The organism is Parabacteroides sp. KHUB-02, assembly GCF_056640955.1.
The window spans coordinates 175,528-195,282 of record NZ_JBWQEV010000002.1; the positions used below are offsets into that span (position 1 = coordinate 175,528).

Below are 19,755 nucleotides of genomic sequence, written 5' to 3' on the forward strand. Positions count from 1 at the left end.
ACAATCATGGCTACAACATCACTCTTATTTATTGAAACGTTCTTTCAATTTAGCTAACATGTCTTTTGTCATGGCATCCAAATCATACTCCGGCTTCCAGCCCCACTCTTGGCGGGCGCAAGTATCATCCAAGGAGTTCGGCCACGACTCGGCGATAGCCTGACGCAAAGGATCTACCTCATACTCCATCTGGAATTCAGGCATATATTTCTTGATATTATTAAAGATGATCTCCGGATCGAAACTCATCGAGGCGATATTGAAAGAGTTACGGTGAACGAACTTCGTAGAATCCGCCTCCATGATCTCGATGGCGGCACGCAAGCCGTCCGGCATGTACATCATGTCCATGAAGGTACCGGCTGCGATCGGGCAAACGAACTTCTCGCCCTTAGCGGCCGAATAATAAATATCGACAGCGTAATCCGTCGTACCGCCACCCGGAGGTGTCACGTAAGAGATCAATCCGGGGAAACGAACCGAACGTGTGTCCACGCCGAAACGGATATTATAATAATCGCTTAACAACTCGCCGGATACCTTCGTCACGCCGTACATCGTACGAGGATTACGGATCGTATCTTGAGGAGTCTTGTCTTTCGGGGTATTGTTACCGAAAACGCCAATAGAGCTCGGCGTAAATACGGCGCAGTGCATCTCACGGGCCACCTCAAGCACATTGAACAAGCCCCCCATACCGATCTTCCACGCCAACTGAGGTTTAGCCTCTGCTACAGCCGACAAAAGAGCCGCCAAGTTGTAGATCGTATCAATATTATATTTTGATACCGTCTCAGCGATCTGCTGCTCGTTCGTGATATCCACGATAGCGGAAGGTCCCGATTCTAACAACTCGCCTTTAGGTTCCGCACCCGGGATATAACCCGCTACTATGTTCCCACCGTAGATACTTCTTAATTTCATGGTTAACTCTGATCCGATCTGACCGGTAGAACCAATTACTAATACATTCTTCATCGCGTTTAATGAGATTTAAGTTTTTTTCCGTCGGCAAAGGTATAGAGAATAAAACAGTTTAGACATGAATTTCTTCTCTTTTTTAGTATTAAAATTCAAAAAAAAAACAGACCTTTGTCTGTCGCTTTGACAACGAAGCTACTACTCACATCTAAATACTAATAAAAAACGAAGTTTTTATGTACGGAAAACTTAAAGAATTCTTGACAAATGAACTTGAAGGCATCAAAGCCGCTGGTTTATACAAGAACGAGCGTATCATTACTACGCCGCAGAGAGCCGACATCAAAGTAAATGCCGGAAGTGATGTTTTGAACTTCTGCGCCAACAACTATCTTGGCCTGTCCGATAACCAACGACTGATCAAGGCCGCGAAAGAAGCCATGGATACACACGGTTATGGCATGTCGTCCGTTCGTTTCATCTGTGGAACGCAGGATTTGCACAAGCAATTGGAAGCAGCCATCTCCGACTATTTCAAGACTGAGGACACGATCCTTTACGCCGCATGTTTCGACGCTAACGGTGGTTTGTTCGAGCCATTGTTCGGCGAGGAAGACGCTATCATCTCGGATGCCTTGAACCACGCCTCTATCATCGACGGTGTTCGTTTATGCAAGGCTAAACGTTATCGCTACGCTAACGCCGATATGGCGGACTTGGAGCGTTGCCTACAAGAGGCGCAGGCCCAACGTCACCGTATCATCGCCACGGACGGCGTGTTCTCCATGGACGGCAATGTCGCTCCGATGGACAAGATTTGCGAGCTTGCCGAGAAATATGACGCATTGGTTATGGTGGACGAGTCTCACTCTGCCGGTGTCGTAGGCCCGACTGGCCATGGCGTAGCCGAGCAGTTTGATGTTTACGGACGTGTAGATATCTTCACGGGTACGCTGGGTAAGGCGTTCGGTGGTGCCATGGGTGGCTTCACGACCGGAAAGAAGGAGATTATCGATATGTTACGTCAGCGTTCTCGCCCCTACTTGTTCTCTAACTCCGTGGCTCCGGCCATCGTAGGCGCAAGCTTGGAGATGTTCAAGATGTTGAAGGAGAGCGACGCTTTACATACGAAATTAATGAACAACGTAAGTTACTTCCGCGACAAGATGCTGGCAGCCGGTTTCGATATCAAGCCGACTCAATCCGCTATCTGCGCTGTTATGTTGTACGACGCTAAGTTGTCTCAAGATTTCGCCGCCAAGATGCAGGAAGAGGGTATTTACGTAACCGGTTTTTATTACCCGGTAGTACCGAAGGGACAAGCTCGTATCCGTGTACAATTGTCCGCCGGCCACGAGACTGAGCATCTGGACAAGGCTATCGCTGCGTTTATCAAGGTAGGAAAAGAGCTAGGCGTTATCAAATAACACCTCTCTCATTCATCATACGAGGCCACATCCGGGCAAGATGATCTGGATGTGGCTTTTTAATCACTAAGAACAATCATGCAACTCAGTAACTACCATAGTCATTGTACTTTTTGTGATGGAAGAAGTATTCCGGAGGATTTCGTGAGATTCGCCATAACACACGGGTTCCGTGCGTACGGTTTTTCCTCCCACTCGCCGCTTCCGTTCGAGACCTTCTGGAATATGTCTAAAGACGATATGCCGGAGTATCTGCAAGAGATAAAACGACTAAAACAGAAATACAGCGATCAACTAGAAATATATGCCGGTCTGGAGATTGATTATCTGGACGAGACCTATAACGCCTCGATCCCCTATTTCCAAGAGTTGCCTTTGGACTACCGGATCGGTTCCATCCATTTCTTGCCCGTATCAGAGCGTCTGGTCGAAGAGAACATGGTCTGTATAGACGGCTCATTCAGGGAATACGCCCACTCCGTGGAGCGTCATTTTGAAGGAGATGTCCGGTTGCTTGTCAAGCGTTTCTTCGATACCACGATGAAAATGATAGAGGCCGGAGGCATCGATATCGTCGGGCATATGGATAAGATCTATATGAACGGACAGAAGTACGATATCTTCAATTTTGAGGAGGATTGGTATCGGAAGCCTTTTGAGGCTTGTCTGGATCTGGTTCAGGAGAAAGGATTGATGGTAGAGGTCAACACCAAGAACTGGACCAAGAAAAAAGAGCTTTACCCCCGTGTGGAATACCTATCACGGATGCGGGAAATGAATATCCCTGTCATGGTGAACTCCGATTGCCATTATCCGGATTTGGTGAACGACGGTCGCAAGGAGGCTTTCAAGTTGCTGAAGCAAGCCGGCTTCAAGTCCACCCGTGAGCTCGTGAAAGGCAAATGGCAAGATATCGCCCTCTAGGATTTATTTTTCCGCTTATACAGGAAGGATTGCCAACGTTCCTCAGCGTTCCCTTGACGAAACATGTCATAACGTGCCATCGTAAAGAACAGATCCGATAAACGATTCACGAACGCCATGATCCCGGCAGGAACCGGGTCTTTCCGATTCAATGTCCACAAGCGGCGTTCGGCCCTGCGGGTGATCGTACGGGCCAATTGGAGGTGCGCCGAAACAGGTGTGCCTCCCGGAAGGATAAAATACCCGTTATCCTCCATCTGGGCGGATAGATCATCGATATGGGACTCACAAAAGACGGCCAAATCATCGGGAAGCGGATTCGGATTCTTATCACGGATCGCCGATGGTGTCGCCACATGAGACATCACGGCCATCATCTCACGCTGTATCCTACCCAGCAACACCTGCCATTCATGATCGGGAGGCAGCAACGTACGGACAATGCCGATCTCGGCGTTCAACTCATCCAACGTCCCATTCGCCTCAATACGGATGTCATCCTTATCGACACGCTCACCGCCATGTATGCCGGTTTTTCCTTTATCTCCTCCACGGGTATATATTCTCATAGGATACTCATTTTAGGACTTATGAAAAAAGACTACCGTATTCCGGCGATAAACACTATAGTATTCATTTCCAAACACTACTGTGTTTATCCACGAATGCTATAGTGTTCTCACACGAACACAGTAGTCTTTCCTATTCGTTAATCAAAGAAGTGCTTAAACTTACTGAAGATTTTCTCTTTCATCGTCTTATTAGGCTGGAAGTTCGGTGAATTCTCCAATCCGTTCAGCGTCTCTTTCTCCGTAGACGACAAAGTCTCGGGGATATATACACTCACGTTCACCAACAAATCGCCCGTACCATAACTATTGATGGAAGGAAGTCCTTTATTACGCAAACGAAGCACCTTACCCGGCTGTGTACCCGGCTCGATCTTCAATTTCGCCTTTCCGTCGATGGTCGGGACCTCTACCGTGGCTCCCAAGGCTGCTTGCGGAACACTCAATAGCAGGTTGTATAACAGATCGTTCTCATCACGAATCAACTCCGGATGCGGTTCCTCCTCGATAAGGATCAATAAGTCGCCGTTGATTCCACCATGTCGTGCGGCGTTGCCTTTACCATTCATGGAGAGCTGCATGCCCTCGGCTACACCGGCAGGGATATTGATCGTGATAATCTCATCGTCGCGAACGACGCCCTCACCGTTACACTCCGTACATTTCTTGACAACGATCTTGCCCTCGCCACCACAAGTAGGACAAGTCGTCTGCGTCTGCATCTGCCCAAGGATCGTGTTGGCGATACGGGTAACGACACCGCTACCTTTACACGTATCACACGTCTTCACACCCTCCGAGCCTTCCGCCCCGCTACCGTGACAATGCGAACAAGGCACATACTTCTTCACCTTGATCTTCTTTTCCACGCCGTTAGCGATCTCTTTCAGGTTCAGCTTCACCTTCACACGCAAGTCCGATCCACGGTTCACACGGCGTCCTCCACGAGAACCGCCGAAACCACCGAAGCCACCAAAACCGCCAAAATGTCCACCAAAGATGTCGCCGAACTGGGAGAAGATATCCTCCATGGACATACCACCACCGAAGCCGCCACCTTGTGAAGCCCCGCCGACACCCGCATGGCCGAATTGGTCATAACGCTGACGCTTTTGCGGATCGCTCAACACGTCGTATGCCTCAGCCGCCTCCTTAAAGTTCTCCTCCGCTTGCTTATCGCCCGGGTTCTTATCCGGGTGGAATTGTATCGCCTTCTTACGGTACGCTTTCTTTATCTCATCCGCCGAAGCATTCTTCTCAACGCCCAGCACTTCATAGTAATCCCTTTTAGCCATCCTTGTATTTGTTATTTGCCGATTTTCCGATTATTCTCCCACTACTACTTTAGCGTGACGTATTACCTTGTCAAATAAGGTATATCCAGTTTGTACGCAATCCAATACCTTGCCCTTCATGTCCGGTTCCGGAGCGGGAATCGTAGCGATAGCCTCAAACTCCTCCGTGTTGAACGGCTTGCCTATGGCCTCGATCGGCTTTACGCCCTGCTGAGACAGATAGCCCATGAACTTACCGAAAATCAAGTCCACGCCTTCTTTAACGGCCTCTACATCCTCAGCCGTGCGGACGTTCTGCAAAGCACGCTCGAAATCGTCGATAATAGGAAGAAGGTTCTTTAACGCACCCTCGCCGCCAGTCTTGATCAAATCGGCCTTCTCACGCATCGTACGTTTACGGTAATTGTCAAACTCCGCCATCAAGCGCAGATGGGAATCGTTCAATTCGTTATATTTCTTTTGCAAGGCTTCCACCTCGCCCGACACATTGTCAGAGCCGGCAGTTTCATCTGCCGCATTTGACTGCTCTTCCTGCAAATTTGTCGCTTCCTCATTATTCACGTTTTCGTTTTTTGAAGCGTTTTCTTTTTTCTCGTTTGGATTCATCTTGCTCATAATCTATCTGATTTTTTTCATTACTAACTAATTGTAAGCGAAATACGGTACCACATAAATACCCTTAAAAAGTATATACACAGCATCCATATCAAGTTCATACACTATTATAGCAGCAAATATATTGCCAACTATTCCACCACATCAAAAATATCTTTACCTTTGCCTATGTTTTAAACGAAACAGGTATTTTTAGAGTAAATAAAATTCCAGAATATGATGAGAAGTGTGATTTTATCAACGTTACTATTAGTATTGGCGGTCTGTACGGTTTCCGCCCAAAACAGGAATACATCCATCTGCCGACTAGGCTTCACATACGATATCAGCCAGAGCAAGAACTGGGGAAACAACAAGCCGGTCATTAAAAGCGTCATCCCTTATTCATCCGCCGAGCAAGCAGGTATTAAGAAATACGACGTGATCGAGGAGATCAACGGTGTACCTGTGACGGAAATATCTGTCGATGAGATCCCTCAACTGCTGAATCCCGCCGGAAGAAACGATGTCCTATTGACCATCAGCAACCTTTCCTCTCCTTCTAAACAAGTATTGGTAAAGAAGGACTGCAAGAAAAGTAACGCCATCACGGAAGACCAGCTGGCGTCCGCCTATGCGATGTATAGCTTGGAGACAACCAATGAGCAAGAATTCGTATGCCCGTTCAAGACTACCGTCACATCCGACGGCGTAGATTTCGGTAACTTCAAGACATTCGCCTTCTCGACCATCGACGAGAATAACCGTAAACTGGAAACGGTCATCAACGAATGCATCGAGAACGAGTTGACCAAAAAAGGACTTACGGTTGATATCGCGAAGCCGGATTTATTGATACAGACTTTCTATTTTTTCGATAAGAACCCGAACTATCTGGGAGCGAATAAAGTATTGGTAGAAAAAGAACCGACTTACCGGTACAACTTCTCGCACAGTAAGATGGAGAAATTCCCGTTCTTGAATTACGCCGCCGCCGAAGCGGAAGCCGAATATCTGTTGCAATTCGGTATCCGTATCATCGATCAAAAAGATATCCCCGGACGTGTACTCTGGGAATGTGAGGCGAACGAGTTGCTGGAAGACTCTTATCGTTTAGACGAATACGCCCGGGTGCATGTCCCGTTGATGTGTATGCAATACCCATACACGAAATACGGACGTAACGTACCGTTCAAGGTGAGCAAGAAGACCTATAATTATACGGGGATCAGCTACGATATCGATAAATTGGATCAAGTGGTTGACGTAGATCGTAACTCTCCCGCTTATGCGGCAGGCATCCGTCCCCGTGACATTATAGAAAAGATCGGCCGCCATAAGATGGATCATTCGGCAGAGGAGTTCTCGTCCGCCTACAAACGCTTTATCACGAACACGATGCAATATCGTGATCCGAAGACGATGTTTACGGACGCGAACGGTTTCAAATATTGCATGTTTTGGGACGTATTCAAATATCCCCAAATAGCGGATGCGTCGCAAAGCTCCGATTACTTGCCGGCGTTCTCTTATTTATACTATTTCGCCCCTTATATTAATCCGTCCGGCAACAACGCCTGTACATTTAATATAAAGCGTGGCAAGACAAAATTAGAAGTAATTATCCGTCCTACCATTCGCTCTGAAGTGACGGTAGAGATCAAATAAAGATTTTACAAACACGTGATATATCCACAAAATTTTGAACAAAAGACGGGCTTTGATAAGATCCGTCACTTAATCACAGAAAAATGTTTAAGCCCGCTCGGGGAAGAGCGGGTAGCGGAGATGGGATTCTCCGCCGATTTCGAGGTCGTATCCAAGCGATTGGAACAAACCGATGAGTTTATCCGTATCCTACACGGAGACACGGAATTCCCCGCCAGTTATTTCTTCGACGTGCGCTATTCCTTGAAACGGATTCGGCCGGAAGGTACTTGGCTGGATGAACGGGAGTTGTTCGACCTCAAACGTTCCTTGCAAACGATCAATGACATCGTACGCTTCTTCAAGCCCATGGACGATGAGGAAATCAAGTATCCGGCCTTGACAGAATTGGCGGGAGATATCTTTGTCTTCCCCCAATTGATTGGAAAGATCGATAGCATCCTCGATAAATTCGGCAAGGTCAAGGACAGTGCTTCCTCCACCCTATCGCAAATCCGCAGGGAGATGACGATCACGATGAGCGGTATATCCCGCAGCCTGCAATCCATCCTCCGTGCGGCGCAATCGGACGGGGTTGTCGATAAGGACGTGACACCGACCATGCGCGACGGTCGTTTGATGATCCCGGTAGCCCCGGCCTTCAAACGAAAGATAAAAGGTATCGTACATGATGAGTCCGCCAGTGGCAAGACGGTCTTTATAGAGCCGGAGGTGGTCGTGGAAGCGAATAACCGCATCCGGGAACTGGAAGGGGAAGAACGCCGGGAAATCATTAAGATACTGACGGAATTCACGAACGTGATCCGTCCTTTAGCTCCGGATATCCTACAATCTTACGAGTTTCTTGCCGACATTGACTTCATTCGTGCGAAAGCGTTATTTGCGGAGCAAGTCAAGGCGATCAAGCCGATCGTGGAGGATAAGCGACAAATGGATTGGGCACGTGCCGTGCATCCGCTCTTATTCCTGTCTTTACAGAAACAGGGCAAGCAGGTAGTTCCCCTCGATATCGAGCTGACCGAGGGAAAACGGATCTTGATCATATCCGGTCCGAACGCCGGTGGTAAATCCGTTTGCCTGAAAACGGTCGGATTACTTCAATACATGTTGCAATGTGGTTTATTGATTCCTTTGCATGAGCGATCAAGAACCGGGATCTTCGAGCATATATTCATCGATATAGGCGATGAGCAAAGCATCGAGAACGATTTGAGTACCTACAGTTCCCACCTTACCAACATGAAGTATTTCGTGAAGAATTGTAACGAGCGGACCATTATCCTAATCGATGAGTTCGGTAGCGGTACGGAACCCCAGATTGGCGGCGCTATCGCCGAGGCTTTATTGGATCGCTTCAACCGGAATCATAGCTTTGGGGTAATCACGACCCACTACCAGAATTTGAAGCATTTCGCCGAGGATACGGAGGGTATCGTAAACGGTGCCATGTTGTACGACCGCCATTTGATGCAGCCCTTGTTCAAGCTTTCTATCGGAAACCCGGGTAGCTCGTTCGCCGTAGAGATCGCACGCAAGATCGGTCTGCCCGAGGACGTAATAGCCGACGCTTCCGCGAACGTCGGAGCGGATTATATCAATATGGACAAATACTTGCAAGATATCGTACGCGATAAACGGTACTGGGAAAGCAAACGGCAGAATATCCGTCAGCAGGAGAAAAAACTGGAAGATGTCACTTCTCGTTATGAACAAGACTTGGAAGCCGTAAACAAGCAACGGAAAGAGATCATCCGGGAGGCAAAGGCCGAGGCCCAACGTATTCTAGCGGAGGCTAACGCCAAGATCGAGAATACCGTCCGTGAGATCAAGGAGGCCCAAGCGGAAAAAGAACAGACCAAACTGGCCCGCAAAGCCTTGGAAGAGTTCAAGAACTCCGTAATGGCGACCGAAGAAGAAGACGATAAGATCGCACGCAAGATGGCGAAGCTCAAGGAACGGAATGAACGGAAGAAACAGAAACAAAAAGTGACGGCCCAGCCGATATTTAATAAAGAGGTGATAGAGGTCGGTGACAATGTACGCCTTAAAGGGCAGGTTTCCGCCGGAACCGTTATGGAACTACAAGGAAAGCAGGCCGTAGTAGCATTCGGGATGATCAAAAGCACGGTTAAGCTGGAGCAGTTGGAAAAGGTAAGCAAAGGCCAGATCAAACGGGAAATCCAGAAAAGCACGTTCGTCAGCTCCCAGACCACTGACAATATGCATGAGAAGAAGATAAACTTTAAGCAAGAAATCGATGTGAGAGGAATGAGGGGCGATGAGGCATTGCAAAGCGTGACCTATTTTATCGACGACGCCATTCAAGTCGGGGCAGGCAAGGTTCGTATCTTGCATGGAACCGGTACGGGTATCTTACGTCAGCTAATCCGGGATTATCTGCGCACGGTTCCCGGTGTCCGTCGTTTTCAAGACGAGCATGTGCAGTTCGGAGGCGCCGGCATCACCGTTGTTGAATTCGATTAAAAAGAGATCCTTATTATGAGACGGAATGAATATACACACAGGAGAAGACATATATCCAACCGGCATTTATCGGACAAGTATTATTACGCCGGCGAACATGAGACAGCAACCGGCATCCGTCTCACGCAATACAACGAACAATCTTTGCATACGAAAGAGGTGCGGATAACCGACACCTCTTTCAGCAAACTATCCGACCCGGATCAGATCAATTGGTTTGAGGTTAGCGGATTGACCAACGCGGATGCCATTACCCGTATCGTAAAAGATTTCGGACTGCATAATCTGGACGCTAAGGATATCTTGACTCCCCAACACGTGGTCAAGGTAGAGGAATACAAAGGACGAATGCTTATCGTATTAAACTCCTGCTATTACGATGTCAATAACGAGATGCGGTCTGAGCACATCAGTATACTGGTAGCGAACAATACGGTTATCACTTTTACGGAAAGCAACAACCCCGTATTCGAGGCCGCTCATAAAGCGCTACTATCCAACATGCTGAACATCCGGAAAAAAGGCAGTGGATTGCTGCTCGCTTTCCTTCTAAACACCATCATAGCGAATTTAGTAGAATCCGCCTCAAAGGTAGAAGAGATACTAGAGGATATAGAAGAGACTTTGCTCGATCCTAAGAACGATCAGGGTAATATGGGTTCCCTAATCCAACAACACCGCCATGAGTACATGATTATCCGTAAGAATAGCCTACCGCTGAAAGATCAATTCTCAAAACTATTACGAACAGAGAACGGGATTATCACCCCGGATATCCTGCCGATCTATAATGACCTGCAAGACCAACTCCAATTCGTTATCCAAACAACGGAAAGCTGCCGGGAAATCACCTCTTCCCTTGTCGATCTTTATATATCCAATAACGATCTTAGGATGAACGCCATCATGAAACGGCTGACGATTGTCTCCACCCTTTTCATCCCTTTGACATTCTTGGTGGGCGTATGGGGTATGAACTTCAAGATAATGCCGGAATTGGATTGGCGTTACGGTTATTTCATAGCTTGGGCCGTCATGATAGTTACCGGAGTATTGACTTGGCTATATATGAAACGAAAGGATTGGTATTAAAACCAATCCTTACGATCTGAAGAATTTCTTCCTATACTTATAAAAAGTATTCTTAGAGACGTTGAAATGCTCGCAAATCGATCCTACCGATTCTCCCCGCTCCAACATGTTCATGATCTCCCCCTTATGGGCATCCAAGAAGAACAACTTGGATTCCGAGCCTTTAGGACGTCCCAACCGCTTTCCCGTACTTTTCACCTGTTCCAAGGCGTCTTTTGTACGTATGGAAACCAGACTGTGATCAATCTCGTCTACTTGCTTGAAGACATTAATCATCAATTGGCGATCCATCCGGTCATCGAATATATAACGGTCGTTTATACAATAGACCGTCACGTCCTTCTCCATGCAAACGGTAAGTATCCCCATCAACTCATATAAGGTAAGACACAAACGGGTAATATCCGATACGATCAAGGCATCCCCTTTCTTCAAGCGTTCGAGAACAAGTTTTAACTTTGGTCCCGGCTGTTTCGCTTTCTCTCCGGATACTTCCATGACCCATTTATCCACATGGATATCTTTGGCCGCGGCAAAAGAAGAGATCTCTTCCCTTTGAATATCCAAGTGTTGCCGGTCTGTAGCCACATTTAAATACGCTATCGTCATAAATTTCACTAATTGTTTCTAGCGTGAAGGTACAAAAAGAATGAGTATATCTTCAAGATTATGGGATGTTTAACGCTTTATTTCGTACATTTGCGTTTATATTCATATATTATGATAACACATATACGAGTAGCTAGCCAACAATTGGAACAACCCCGATTCGAGTCCCCGAAAGAGTTGGTCTCTTGGATGGGCGCTATCCAGGCGCAGGAGTATGAGATGGCCAAATGGGCGATCGGTATTCGCTTGAGATCCTCTTCCCTTGAAACGGTAAATGAGGCTTTGTACAAAGGTGATATTCTACGTACCCATGTGATGCGTCCTACTTGGCATTTCGTGGCCGCCGAGGATATCCGTTGGATGCTTATGCTATCTTCCGAGCGTATCAAGGCTGCCGTTATGTCGTACGCCAAGGGACATTTCGGGAAGATAGAAAAAACGCTGTTCACAAGATGCCTAGATCAGATCGGAAAGATATTGGAAGGATACAAAAGCCTGACCAAACAAGAAGTAACGGCGGAATTGCAAAAATCCGGGATTTTGCCCACCATAGATCACGTAAACCTTTTCCTTACATGGGGTGAGGTGGAAGGCATCGTCTGTAGCGGGATCGATAAAGGAAAGAAAACGACTTACGCCTTATTGGACGAACGTGTCCCTCCTACTCGTGAACTTTGCAGGGAAGAGGCTCTGGCGAGATTGGCATCCAGATATTTTCAAAGCCACTCCCCTGCCCAGTTACAGGATTTTGTTTGGTGGTCCGGGCTAACCGCTACCGAGTGTAGGTTCGCTATCAATCTGATCAAGGCGGAGTTAATGACCGAGACGTTCGATTCCCGTGAATATTTCATCCACCAATCATGGAAAGGAAAAAATGAGAGCGAACCTGTACTGCGTCTCCTCCCCGCCTTCGATGAATACTTGATCAGTTACAAAAACCGCACGGACGTATTGCCGCTAGAACATCATCCAAAAGCGTTCAACCGATTCGGCACCTTCTACCCGGTTATCTTGTATAACGGAAAGATAATAGGTAATTGGAGCCGCTCCATTAAAAAAAACACCATTCAAATAGAAATGGACTTTTTCGAGAAGAAGCCCCGCATTCCAGTGAAACTAATCCAGCAAGCCGAAGCGCAGATAGACGCTTTTTATAGAGGCTTATTGTACCGCCCAGCGCTTCAATGTCGGGAAAAATAATTTCATATTCGCTACGGCCTCCTCTTTCGTATAATGAAAGTCCGCATCTTTATTGAACTCATCGACAAACTGGACACAATGATCGATCATCTGATCCATCGTACAGTCCATCGTGAAGGCCCCGTCCTTATAACAATAGCAACAATATTCCTCATTCTTGCTTCCGTCATGGTTCGTTCCTAACTCCTCATTCTTTTGCAGCGGCATACCGCAGCTTTGGCAAAATTTTGTTTCCATACTAATTTATTTTATTGGTATATAAATCTTTGTCACTTGCGTATCGTCATCCTCTTCCGAATAACTCACATATTCCTCAAACGCCATTCCATGCCGTTTGGTATAATTGAAATCTATATTTATTATTATATAGTTCTTGTAATCCCGCATAACTACCTTTTAAGGTATAAACCGCATATTTTCCTTTCTGCAAACGAATCGTACCGAACATCCCTGATGGAATAATCTCCTTCCCGACCGAAGCATTACTCCACTTCTCGGTCTCTTCTCTCAGACGTGCTCGCAACTTATCCATATAAGCTTTCGGAGATACGCTGAATTGTTTCTTGAACGCTTTCGAGAAAGATTGGGGGTTATCATAGCCTACCCGACTCGCTAGATCTGCCAGACTCATATCTTCCGTATGCATATATAGAACCGCTCGCTCTACACGTTGCCTTGCCACATAAGCATATAATGACTCATTCAAGGCTCCTTTCATAATACGTAGTAGCTGCCGCTCGGACACGTTTACCTGCCCGGCTATTATATCCAGTCGTAAAGGGAGATGCAAATTCGCATTGATATAATCAATTACTTGATTGATTTTCCGTTGATATATGTTTTCCGTATCAGGCTTCATCCTATAGATTCTTATGATGACAAAAATACATAATCCCAACAGACTAACAATTGTCCAATCTCGCCAATTTGAGATTTCCCCTATATTTATTTAAAAGCCATCAACTTCAAGATTCTATAGATTGTAAAATCAGTAATTCTGTTACACTTATCAGTAATTGGTATACAAAAGCAATGGAATATCTTAAATAATTTTGTAATATGAATAAAATCAAGAAAACAAATATGAATATAAAGAAAATAACCATTGCCATGTTGATCACATTAATCTCCATTGGCAATATAAACGCACAAGAAATGAAAACTGAAATTCCAAAAATTAGTGAATTCCCTACAGGAAATGAAAACACCGGGTTTGAACAATATTTCTCGGGGAAGTCTTGGCTGGTGCCATTAACAAGCAATAAGGATTTAAACGTACCAATGTTTAACGTAACGTTTGAACCTAACTGCCGAAACAACTGGCACACGCATACAGGAGGGCAGATACTCATCGCCGTAGGTGGTGTGGGTTATTATCAAGAACGAGGTAAAAGCGCCCGTCGTTTACTACCCGGGGATGTTGTCGAAATCGCACCAAACGTAGAGCATTGGCACGGCGCCTCACCGGACAGTTGGTTTTCGCATATCGCCGTAGAATGTAATCCCCAAACCAATAAAAACACTTGGCTTGAGCCGGTAAGTGATGAGGAATATGGGAAGACCGTAAATGATAAGTAGTAGATTTTCCTTATCGTTTACACAAACCGAGCCTAAAAGACACTCCGGTTTCCCCTAGAAGAAACTGCAGTTTCTATCCTAGCGGGAAACTGTAGTTTCCTAAGAAAGAAATACAAAGAAACTGTAATATGCTAGTAAACAGAATATTGAATAATATATTCTCATCCTATGCCCTGTATATAAGACATTTTTCTCACAAAATTCAATCCGTACAATTAATATCATTAACAGATTCATTCTCATACGCAGACTTTTGTGATTTTATAAATATATCACGGTACTCATCAAGTAAGTTAATGTCCTGCAAATCATTAACGCCTAAAATCTCACGGATTAAATCCGCCTTGCCTGCTTCTATCTCCACTTTCGGTATCATATATCTTAATTTAGATTAATAAATAAAATCATCTGTTTGGTGTTTTAAACAGACATCGTCACCCTTTTGTTTATACAAAATTTAAATTTAACACAACAAATTTTACAGTATCCGAAATTTATCCCCTTAACTTAATCAACCAATAAGGATAGTCAAATCCCTTTCTAAATTGTTATTCACTAACAAGGATATTTCAAAATCAAAAAATCAATCTTATGGAGAAAAATATTTTCTGGTTAGAAAATGACCAACTCAAAGAGATAGCCAGTTCATTTCGGGAAAAGGTTGAAGAGGGATTAAAACATGAAAATGCGGAGATACAATGCATACCGACTTTTATCTCTCCCAAAACCTCTGATATTAATGGAAAAGCATTGGTTCTCGATTTAGGAGGAACCAACTATAGAGTAGCGACCGTCGATCTTGGACAAGGATCACCAACCATCCATCCCAACAATGGGTGGAAAAAAGACATGTCGATCATGAAATCACCGGGATATACTCGTGAGGAGCTATTTAAAGAATTAGCCGATATGATTGTCGGGATAAAACGGGATGAGGAAATGCCAATCGGCTATTGTTTTTCTTATCCAGCAGAATCCGTGCTCAGTGGAGACGCCAAATTGTTACGTTGGACAAAAGGAGTCGACATTAAAGAAATGGTAGGGCAATTAGTTGGCAAACCACTTCTCGACTACCTAAACGAACATTGTAAAATCAAATTTACAGGTATTAAAGTATTAAACGATACTATCGCCAGCTTGTTTGCCGGCCTAACCGACAATAGCTATGACGCCTATATCGGTCTGATCGTAGGAACAGGCACCAACATGGCCACTTTCATTCCGGCGGATAAAATAAAGAAATTAGATTCGAGTTATAATATACAAGGCTTAGTCCCTGTCAACCTAGAGTCGGGCAACTTCCATCCTCCATTCCTCACGACAGTCGATGATACGGTTGACGCCATTTCAGGCAGCCTTGGAAAACAGCGGTTTGAGAAAGCAGTTTCGGGTATGTATCTAGGCGATATATTGAAAGCAACTTTCCCTTTGGATGAGTTTGAGAATAAATTCGATGCCCAAAAATTGACCGCTATCATGAACTATCCGGATATTCACAAGGACGTATATGTAGATGTAGCTCATTGGATCTACAACAGATCAGCACAATTAGTCGCCGCATCGCTACTGGGCCTTATTCAGTTACTGAGATCATATAATAAAGATATACAAAAAATCTGTCTAGTAGCCGAAGGCAGTCTATTTTGGAGCGAGAATAGAAAAGATAAAAACTATAACATTCTTGTTCTGGAGAAATTACAAGAACTCCTTAATGAATCCGCATTAGCGGATATAGAAATCCATATCAACAATATGAATAACGCAAACTTGATAGGAACAGGTATAGCGGCGCTCTCTTGAAATCAATATGAATGAAGTGAATCTTGAACTATAAAATTACGTTTTTCAAAATAAATAGAAAGTGCGGGTATTCTTTACATACGACACCCGCACTACTTTTTCCGCAAAAAAATGATTGTATAATTCACTCATAGCGCATCGCACAAATGGATTCAGCCCCAGAGGATGAAATATAACCGCAATCATATCAATATTAGCTAGTGGTTTGGATTGGATATCGTAATCAATAGAGAATACCGAAATTTTCCGCCTTATTGATAGCTTCGATCACATTATCTACATTTAGCTTTGCCAATATATTCTTTCGGTGATTATTTACCGTATAAATACTAAGATTTAGCTTATAAGCGATCTCTTTGCTCAGAAAACCTTGCCGAATTAATATTAGTATTTCTTTCTCACGCTTGGTTAATTGAGGTTCGGCTAGAATAACTGTCGACGCAAGTATCAGTCCTGTCTTTCTATTGATAACTGTCCGTTTGATTCTTTCGGTAGGCGATACAATCGGGATAATACTTGGTTCCGAAAATCTGTACCCGCTGATATTGTGCAAATTGTATCTGTTCTCATTTATCTATTATGCTTTACTTTGCATTATTTTAGTTTTCAAATATATTTAATGATTATGAAGTTGAAATTTGCCAAGAGAATGTCTTATATAAAGGCTTCGGAAATAAGAGAAATACTCAAAGTTACAGAACGGGAAGATGTTATTTCATTTGCTGGTGGACTACCTGCCCCTGAGCTATTCCCCATAGATGAAATTAACAAAATGAATCAGGTCGTTTTGCAAGAAGCAGGAGCAAAAGCTCTTCAATATACGACTACTGAAGGGTATTATCCTTTACGTGAATGGATTGCCAAACGAATGAATGAACGCTTAGGGACATCGTTTGATAAGGATAATATTCTTATAACTCACGGTTCGCAACAAGGATTAGATTTATCCGGAAAAGTATTTCTGGACGATGGTGATATCGTATTGTGTGAAAGCCCCACCTATTTAGCAGCAATTAGCGCATTCAAATCATATGGGAGTAGCTTCATTGAAATTCCAACAGATGAAGAAGGCATGGATATGGCTACTTTGGAAGAGGTACTGAATAATACTCAAAATATAAAACTAATATATGTAATACCAACCTTTCAAAATCCCACTGGAAAAACATGGAGTTTGGAAAGACGAAAAAAACTGGCTGAACTATCTGCTTTATATGATATTCCTGTTATTGAAGATAACCCTTATGGAGAATTAAGGTTTGAAGGAGAGTCTTTACCCTCTATAAAGTCTTTTGATAAGGTAGGTAATATCTTATGTACTGGTAGTTTTTCTAAAATCTTTTGTCCGGGCTTTCGGATTGGGTGGATTGCAGGTGATAAAGATATTATCCGCAAGTATGTGTTAGTTAAGCAGGGCACTGATTTGCAGTGTAACACAATAGCTCAAATGACTATTGCCGAATATCTAAAACGATATGATATTGATGAGCATATTAGCAAAATAGTAGAAGTCTACAGAAAACGCAGAGATATAGCATTAGAATGTATTGAACGCTATTTTCCTAATGACATAAAATTTTCCTAATGACATAAAATATACTCATCCTCAAGGCGGGTTATTTACTTGGATTGAATTACCCGAAAATATTTCAGCGCGTGACATCCTGCAAAAATGCATTGAACAGAAAATAGCCTTTGTACCCGGCGGTTCATTTTATCCTGTTGAGCACAAAGAAAATACATTTAGAATAAATTACTCTAATATGCCAGAAGATAGAATCATGAAAGGACTTCAAGTAATAGGGGAAGTACTAAAGGAATACATACATCAGTTAAAGTGATTTTTAATTATATCCCCCAATTGTTTTAAACGTTCTTCAAGAAGTGGAGTCCATCGTTGTCCATAGCTTAAACGCATACAATTGGTATATTGCTCTTGTAATGTAAACATACGTCCGGGGGCTATGCTTATTTTTCGCTGCATAGCCCGATAATAAAGTTCTGTTGTATCAATCTGTTTGTCTAATTCCACCCAAAGCATAAATCCTCCTTGTGGAGTAACAATTTTTGTATTCTCGGGGAAGTAATCCATGATGGAATGGGCAAAATGAATACTGTTTGCGTATAATTCTTGTCGCAGTTTACGTAAATGGTTTTCGTATCTGTCATTCTCCATGAAATTGGCAACCGCTTCTTGATTAAGCGCAGGCGTAGAAATAAGGTGAATATTCTTTTGGCGAATAATAGCATGTTTAAATTTGCCGGGAGCAATCCATCCTACCCGATACCCCGGCGCTAATGTTTTAGATACCGCACCACACCATAAAACAAGCCCCTTCTTGTCAAAAGCCTTGCAGGGCTTAGGACGTGAATTTCCAAAAAATAAATCACCATATAAATCATCCTCGATCAAAGGTATATCATATCCGGCCAGCATATCAACAACTACCCTTTTATGTTCATCAGGCATACAACTTCCCAATGGGTTATTAAAGTTGCTTATAAGCAGGCAAGCTTTAATTTGTGGTAAAACTTTTTTCAGCGCATCTGGATCAATCCCTGTTACTGGATTGGTAGGTAATTCCAATATACGTAACCCCATACTATTGGCTAATTGTAACATTCCAAAATAGACCGGACTTTCAACCGCAATAGTATCTCCTACCTTAGTAATTACAGATAAAGCTAAAGCAACCGCATTAGTAACTCCAGCAGTTGTCACTATATCATCTTCTGTCAAGTTTCCCTTCCAACTATACGTAAAACGAGCTATAGATTTACGTAATCGCATATTTCCCTGTGTTTCATCATACCGGGTTCCATTACCCGGAAGTGCCTGCATAGCTCTTATAAGTTCTTTATTAAGTTTTGCAATTGGTAATAAAATATCTTCGGGCATTCCTAATGAAAATCGAGTGATCGATTTATCTCCTATTTCTAACGAGCTGTATACGTCAGCAATCAAATCTATCACCTCTTTGCTCTCAGGCTTTACAGACGGTTGTGTTGTCGCTGGAACAGATAGGCGTATGGGTTTGTAATTGACAATATACCCTGATTTTGGGCGTGATATTATAAATCCGTCTTTTTCCAATTCATAATATGCCTGAATTGCAGTATTAAGACTTACACCATTTTCATTGCTAATAGTGCGTAAAGAAGGTAGTTTCTCACCAGCTTTCCACACGCCTTTCTTAATTTGACAGGCAATAGTTCTCGCTATTTCTTGATATAGGATTTCTTTTTTCATACTTGTCAGGTGTTATCTGTATCCTGCAAATATACAAAAATCGTGTCTGTATCTGTTTTGGACTTTGAATTACTTTTACAGAATGACTTTTGTATTGCTTTGCTATTCTTAAATAAAAGAAAGGTATTCGAGTAAACAACTGAATTTAAACACCATTAATAAAAAAATCACAGTAAAACAGGTTTCAGATGATAATATCTAAAATCAATACAGAGATTGAAACCTTCTGCATGGATAGTGATTTCCGACAATCGTACCCCCTAATCGTTTTTGGGGGAAGGGGGTACGATTTGGATACTCAACCGTGTCTTTTCGTGCCCCTTTTTTGGGCTCACCCGATAAAT

16 protein-coding genes and 3 pseudogenes are annotated in these 19,755 nt (G+C 43.8%); 9 read left to right on the plus strand and 10 right to left on the minus strand.

The genetic code is table 11. From position 1 onward, the window contains the following. Nucleotides 1-24: 24 nt before the first annotated feature. Complete coding sequence (locus ACYIA1_RS21235; RefSeq protein WP_005856666.1) at nt 25-978, minus strand: NAD-dependent epimerase/dehydratase family protein; 954 nt, start codon at nt 976-978, stop codon at nt 25-27. A gap of 179 nt (nt 979-1,157) precedes the next feature. Between ACYIA1_RS21235 and kbl the strand changes: the two genes are divergently transcribed. Then, nucleotides 1,158-2,348, plus strand: a complete 1,191-nt coding sequence (gene kbl / locus ACYIA1_RS21240; RefSeq protein WP_005856664.1) for a glycine C-acetyltransferase — start codon at nt 1,158-1,160, stop codon at nt 2,346-2,348. Between the two features lie 78 nt (nt 2,349-2,426). Beyond that, nucleotides 2,427-3,272 (plus strand): histidinol-phosphatase, encoded by an 846-nt coding sequence (locus ACYIA1_RS21245; protein ID WP_122143779.1) that lies wholly within the window; start codon nt 2,427-2,429, stop codon nt 3,270-3,272. Here the strand turns inward: ACYIA1_RS21245 and ACYIA1_RS21250 are convergent. The 3 genes from ACYIA1_RS21250 to ACYIA1_RS21260 all read right to left on the minus strand — a co-directional run bounded on the left by ACYIA1_RS21250 (nt 3,269) and on the right by ACYIA1_RS21260 (nt 5,751). Continuing rightward, nucleotides 3,269-3,841 (minus strand): cob(I)yrinic acid a,c-diamide adenosyltransferase, encoded by a 573-nt coding sequence (locus ACYIA1_RS21250; protein WP_008780537.1) that lies wholly within the window; start codon nt 3,839-3,841, stop codon nt 3,269-3,271. The genes ACYIA1_RS21245 and ACYIA1_RS21250 overlap by 4 nt on opposite strands. 140 nt (nt 3,842-3,981) lie before the next feature. Beyond that, nucleotides 3,982-5,136: a molecular chaperone DnaJ gene (gene dnaJ, locus ACYIA1_RS21255; RefSeq protein WP_005856657.1), complete on the minus strand. Its 1,155-nt coding sequence runs from the start codon at nt 5,134-5,136 to the stop codon at nt 3,982-3,984. A gap of 30 nt (nt 5,137-5,166) precedes the next feature. Beyond that, nucleotides 5,167-5,751 carry a nucleotide exchange factor GrpE gene (locus ACYIA1_RS21260; protein ID WP_005862085.1) on the minus strand — a complete coding sequence of 195 codons (585 nt, stop codon included), beginning with the start codon at nt 5,749-5,751 and terminating at the stop codon, nt 5,167-5,169. A 216-nt stretch (nt 5,752-5,967) separates the two neighbouring features. Here ACYIA1_RS21260 and ACYIA1_RS21265 point away from each other — a divergent pair, with 216 nt between their 5' ends. Genes ACYIA1_RS21265 through corA form a run of 3 tightly spaced genes read left to right on the plus strand, consistent with a single transcriptional unit; the run spans nt 5,968 to nt 10,974 of the window. Further along, entirely contained in the window at nt 5,968-7,398 is a 1,431-nt protein-coding gene (locus tag ACYIA1_RS21265) for a DUF4136 domain-containing protein (protein WP_005862083.1), read from the plus strand. A 15-nt stretch (nt 7,399-7,413) separates the two neighbouring features. Next, nucleotides 7,414-9,882: an endonuclease MutS2 gene (locus ACYIA1_RS21270; RefSeq protein WP_009275996.1), complete on the plus strand. Its 2,469-nt coding sequence runs from the start codon at nt 7,414-7,416 to the stop codon at nt 9,880-9,882. Nucleotides 9,883-9,897: 15 nt separating this feature from the next. After that, complete coding sequence (gene corA, locus ACYIA1_RS21275; RefSeq protein ID WP_008780536.1) at nt 9,898-10,974, plus strand: magnesium/cobalt transporter CorA; 1,077 nt, start codon at nt 9,898-9,900, stop codon at nt 10,972-10,974. Between the two features lie 9 nt (nt 10,975-10,983). On the opposite strand, the gene ACYIA1_RS21280 is transcribed toward corA, so the two are convergent. Further along, complete coding sequence (locus ACYIA1_RS21280; RefSeq protein ID WP_005856646.1) at nt 10,984-11,583, minus strand: recombinase family protein; 600 nt, start codon at nt 11,581-11,583, stop codon at nt 10,984-10,986. A gap of 111 nt (nt 11,584-11,694) precedes the next feature. On the opposite strand from ACYIA1_RS21280, the gene ACYIA1_RS21285 reads away from it, so the two are divergent. Beyond that, nucleotides 11,695-12,783, plus strand: a complete 1,089-nt coding sequence (locus tag ACYIA1_RS21285) for a winged helix DNA-binding domain-containing protein (RefSeq protein WP_272060608.1) — start codon at nt 11,695-11,697, stop codon at nt 12,781-12,783. Here ACYIA1_RS21285 and ACYIA1_RS21290 read toward each other — a convergent pair. Both ACYIA1_RS21290 and ACYIA1_RS21295 read right to left on the minus strand, forming a co-directional pair. Further along, the gene (locus tag ACYIA1_RS21290) at nt 12,745-13,020 is read right to left on the minus strand and encodes a zinc ribbon domain-containing protein (RefSeq protein WP_008780534.1); all 276 of its coding nucleotides are present in this window, start codon (nt 13,018-13,020) and stop codon (nt 12,745-12,747) included. The two genes, ACYIA1_RS21285 and ACYIA1_RS21290, sit on opposite strands and share 39 nt — an antisense overlap. A 6-nt stretch (nt 13,021-13,026) precedes the next feature. Continuing rightward, a pseudogene (locus ACYIA1_RS21295) lies at nt 13,027-13,642 on the minus strand (helix-turn-helix domain-containing protein). A 200-nt stretch (nt 13,643-13,842) separates the two neighbouring features. Between ACYIA1_RS21295 and ACYIA1_RS21300 the strand changes: the two are divergent. Continuing rightward, the gene (locus tag ACYIA1_RS21300; protein ID WP_480336370.1) at nt 13,843-14,361 is read left to right on the plus strand and encodes a cupin domain-containing protein; all 519 of its coding nucleotides are present in this window, start codon (nt 13,843-13,845) and stop codon (nt 14,359-14,361) included. A gap of 202 nt (nt 14,362-14,563) precedes the next feature. On the opposite strand, the gene ACYIA1_RS21305 is transcribed toward ACYIA1_RS21300, so the two are convergent. Beyond that, nucleotides 14,564-14,737, minus strand: coding sequence for a hypothetical protein (locus ACYIA1_RS21305; protein WP_005856636.1), 174 nt, complete (start codon nt 14,735-14,737; stop codon nt 14,564-14,566). A 215-nt stretch (nt 14,738-14,952) separates the two neighbouring features. Here ACYIA1_RS21305 and ACYIA1_RS21310 point away from each other — a divergent pair, with 215 nt between their 5' ends. Then, nucleotides 14,953-16,161 (plus strand): hexokinase family protein, encoded by a 1,209-nt coding sequence (locus ACYIA1_RS21310; RefSeq protein ID WP_480336371.1) that lies wholly within the window; start codon nt 14,953-14,955, stop codon nt 16,159-16,161. A 223-nt stretch (nt 16,162-16,384) separates the two neighbouring features. Here the strand turns inward: ACYIA1_RS21310 and ACYIA1_RS21315 are convergent. Continuing rightward, nucleotides 16,385-16,669, minus strand: a pseudogene (locus tag ACYIA1_RS21315) (response regulator transcription factor); the annotation flags it as partial. A 117-nt stretch (nt 16,670-16,786) separates the two neighbouring features. On the opposite strand from ACYIA1_RS21315, the pseudogene ACYIA1_RS21320 reads away from it, so the two are divergent. Then, nucleotides 16,787-18,002: pseudogene (locus tag ACYIA1_RS21320) on the plus strand (aminotransferase-like domain-containing protein). On the opposite strand, the gene ACYIA1_RS21325 reads toward ACYIA1_RS21320, so the two are convergent. Next, nucleotides 17,990-19,411: an aminotransferase-like domain-containing protein gene (locus ACYIA1_RS21325; protein ID WP_008772066.1), complete on the minus strand. Its 1,422-nt coding sequence runs from the start codon at nt 19,409-19,411 to the stop codon at nt 17,990-17,992. The pseudogene ACYIA1_RS21320 and the gene ACYIA1_RS21325 overlap by 13 nt on opposite strands. Nucleotides 19,412-19,755 lie beyond the last annotated feature (344 nt).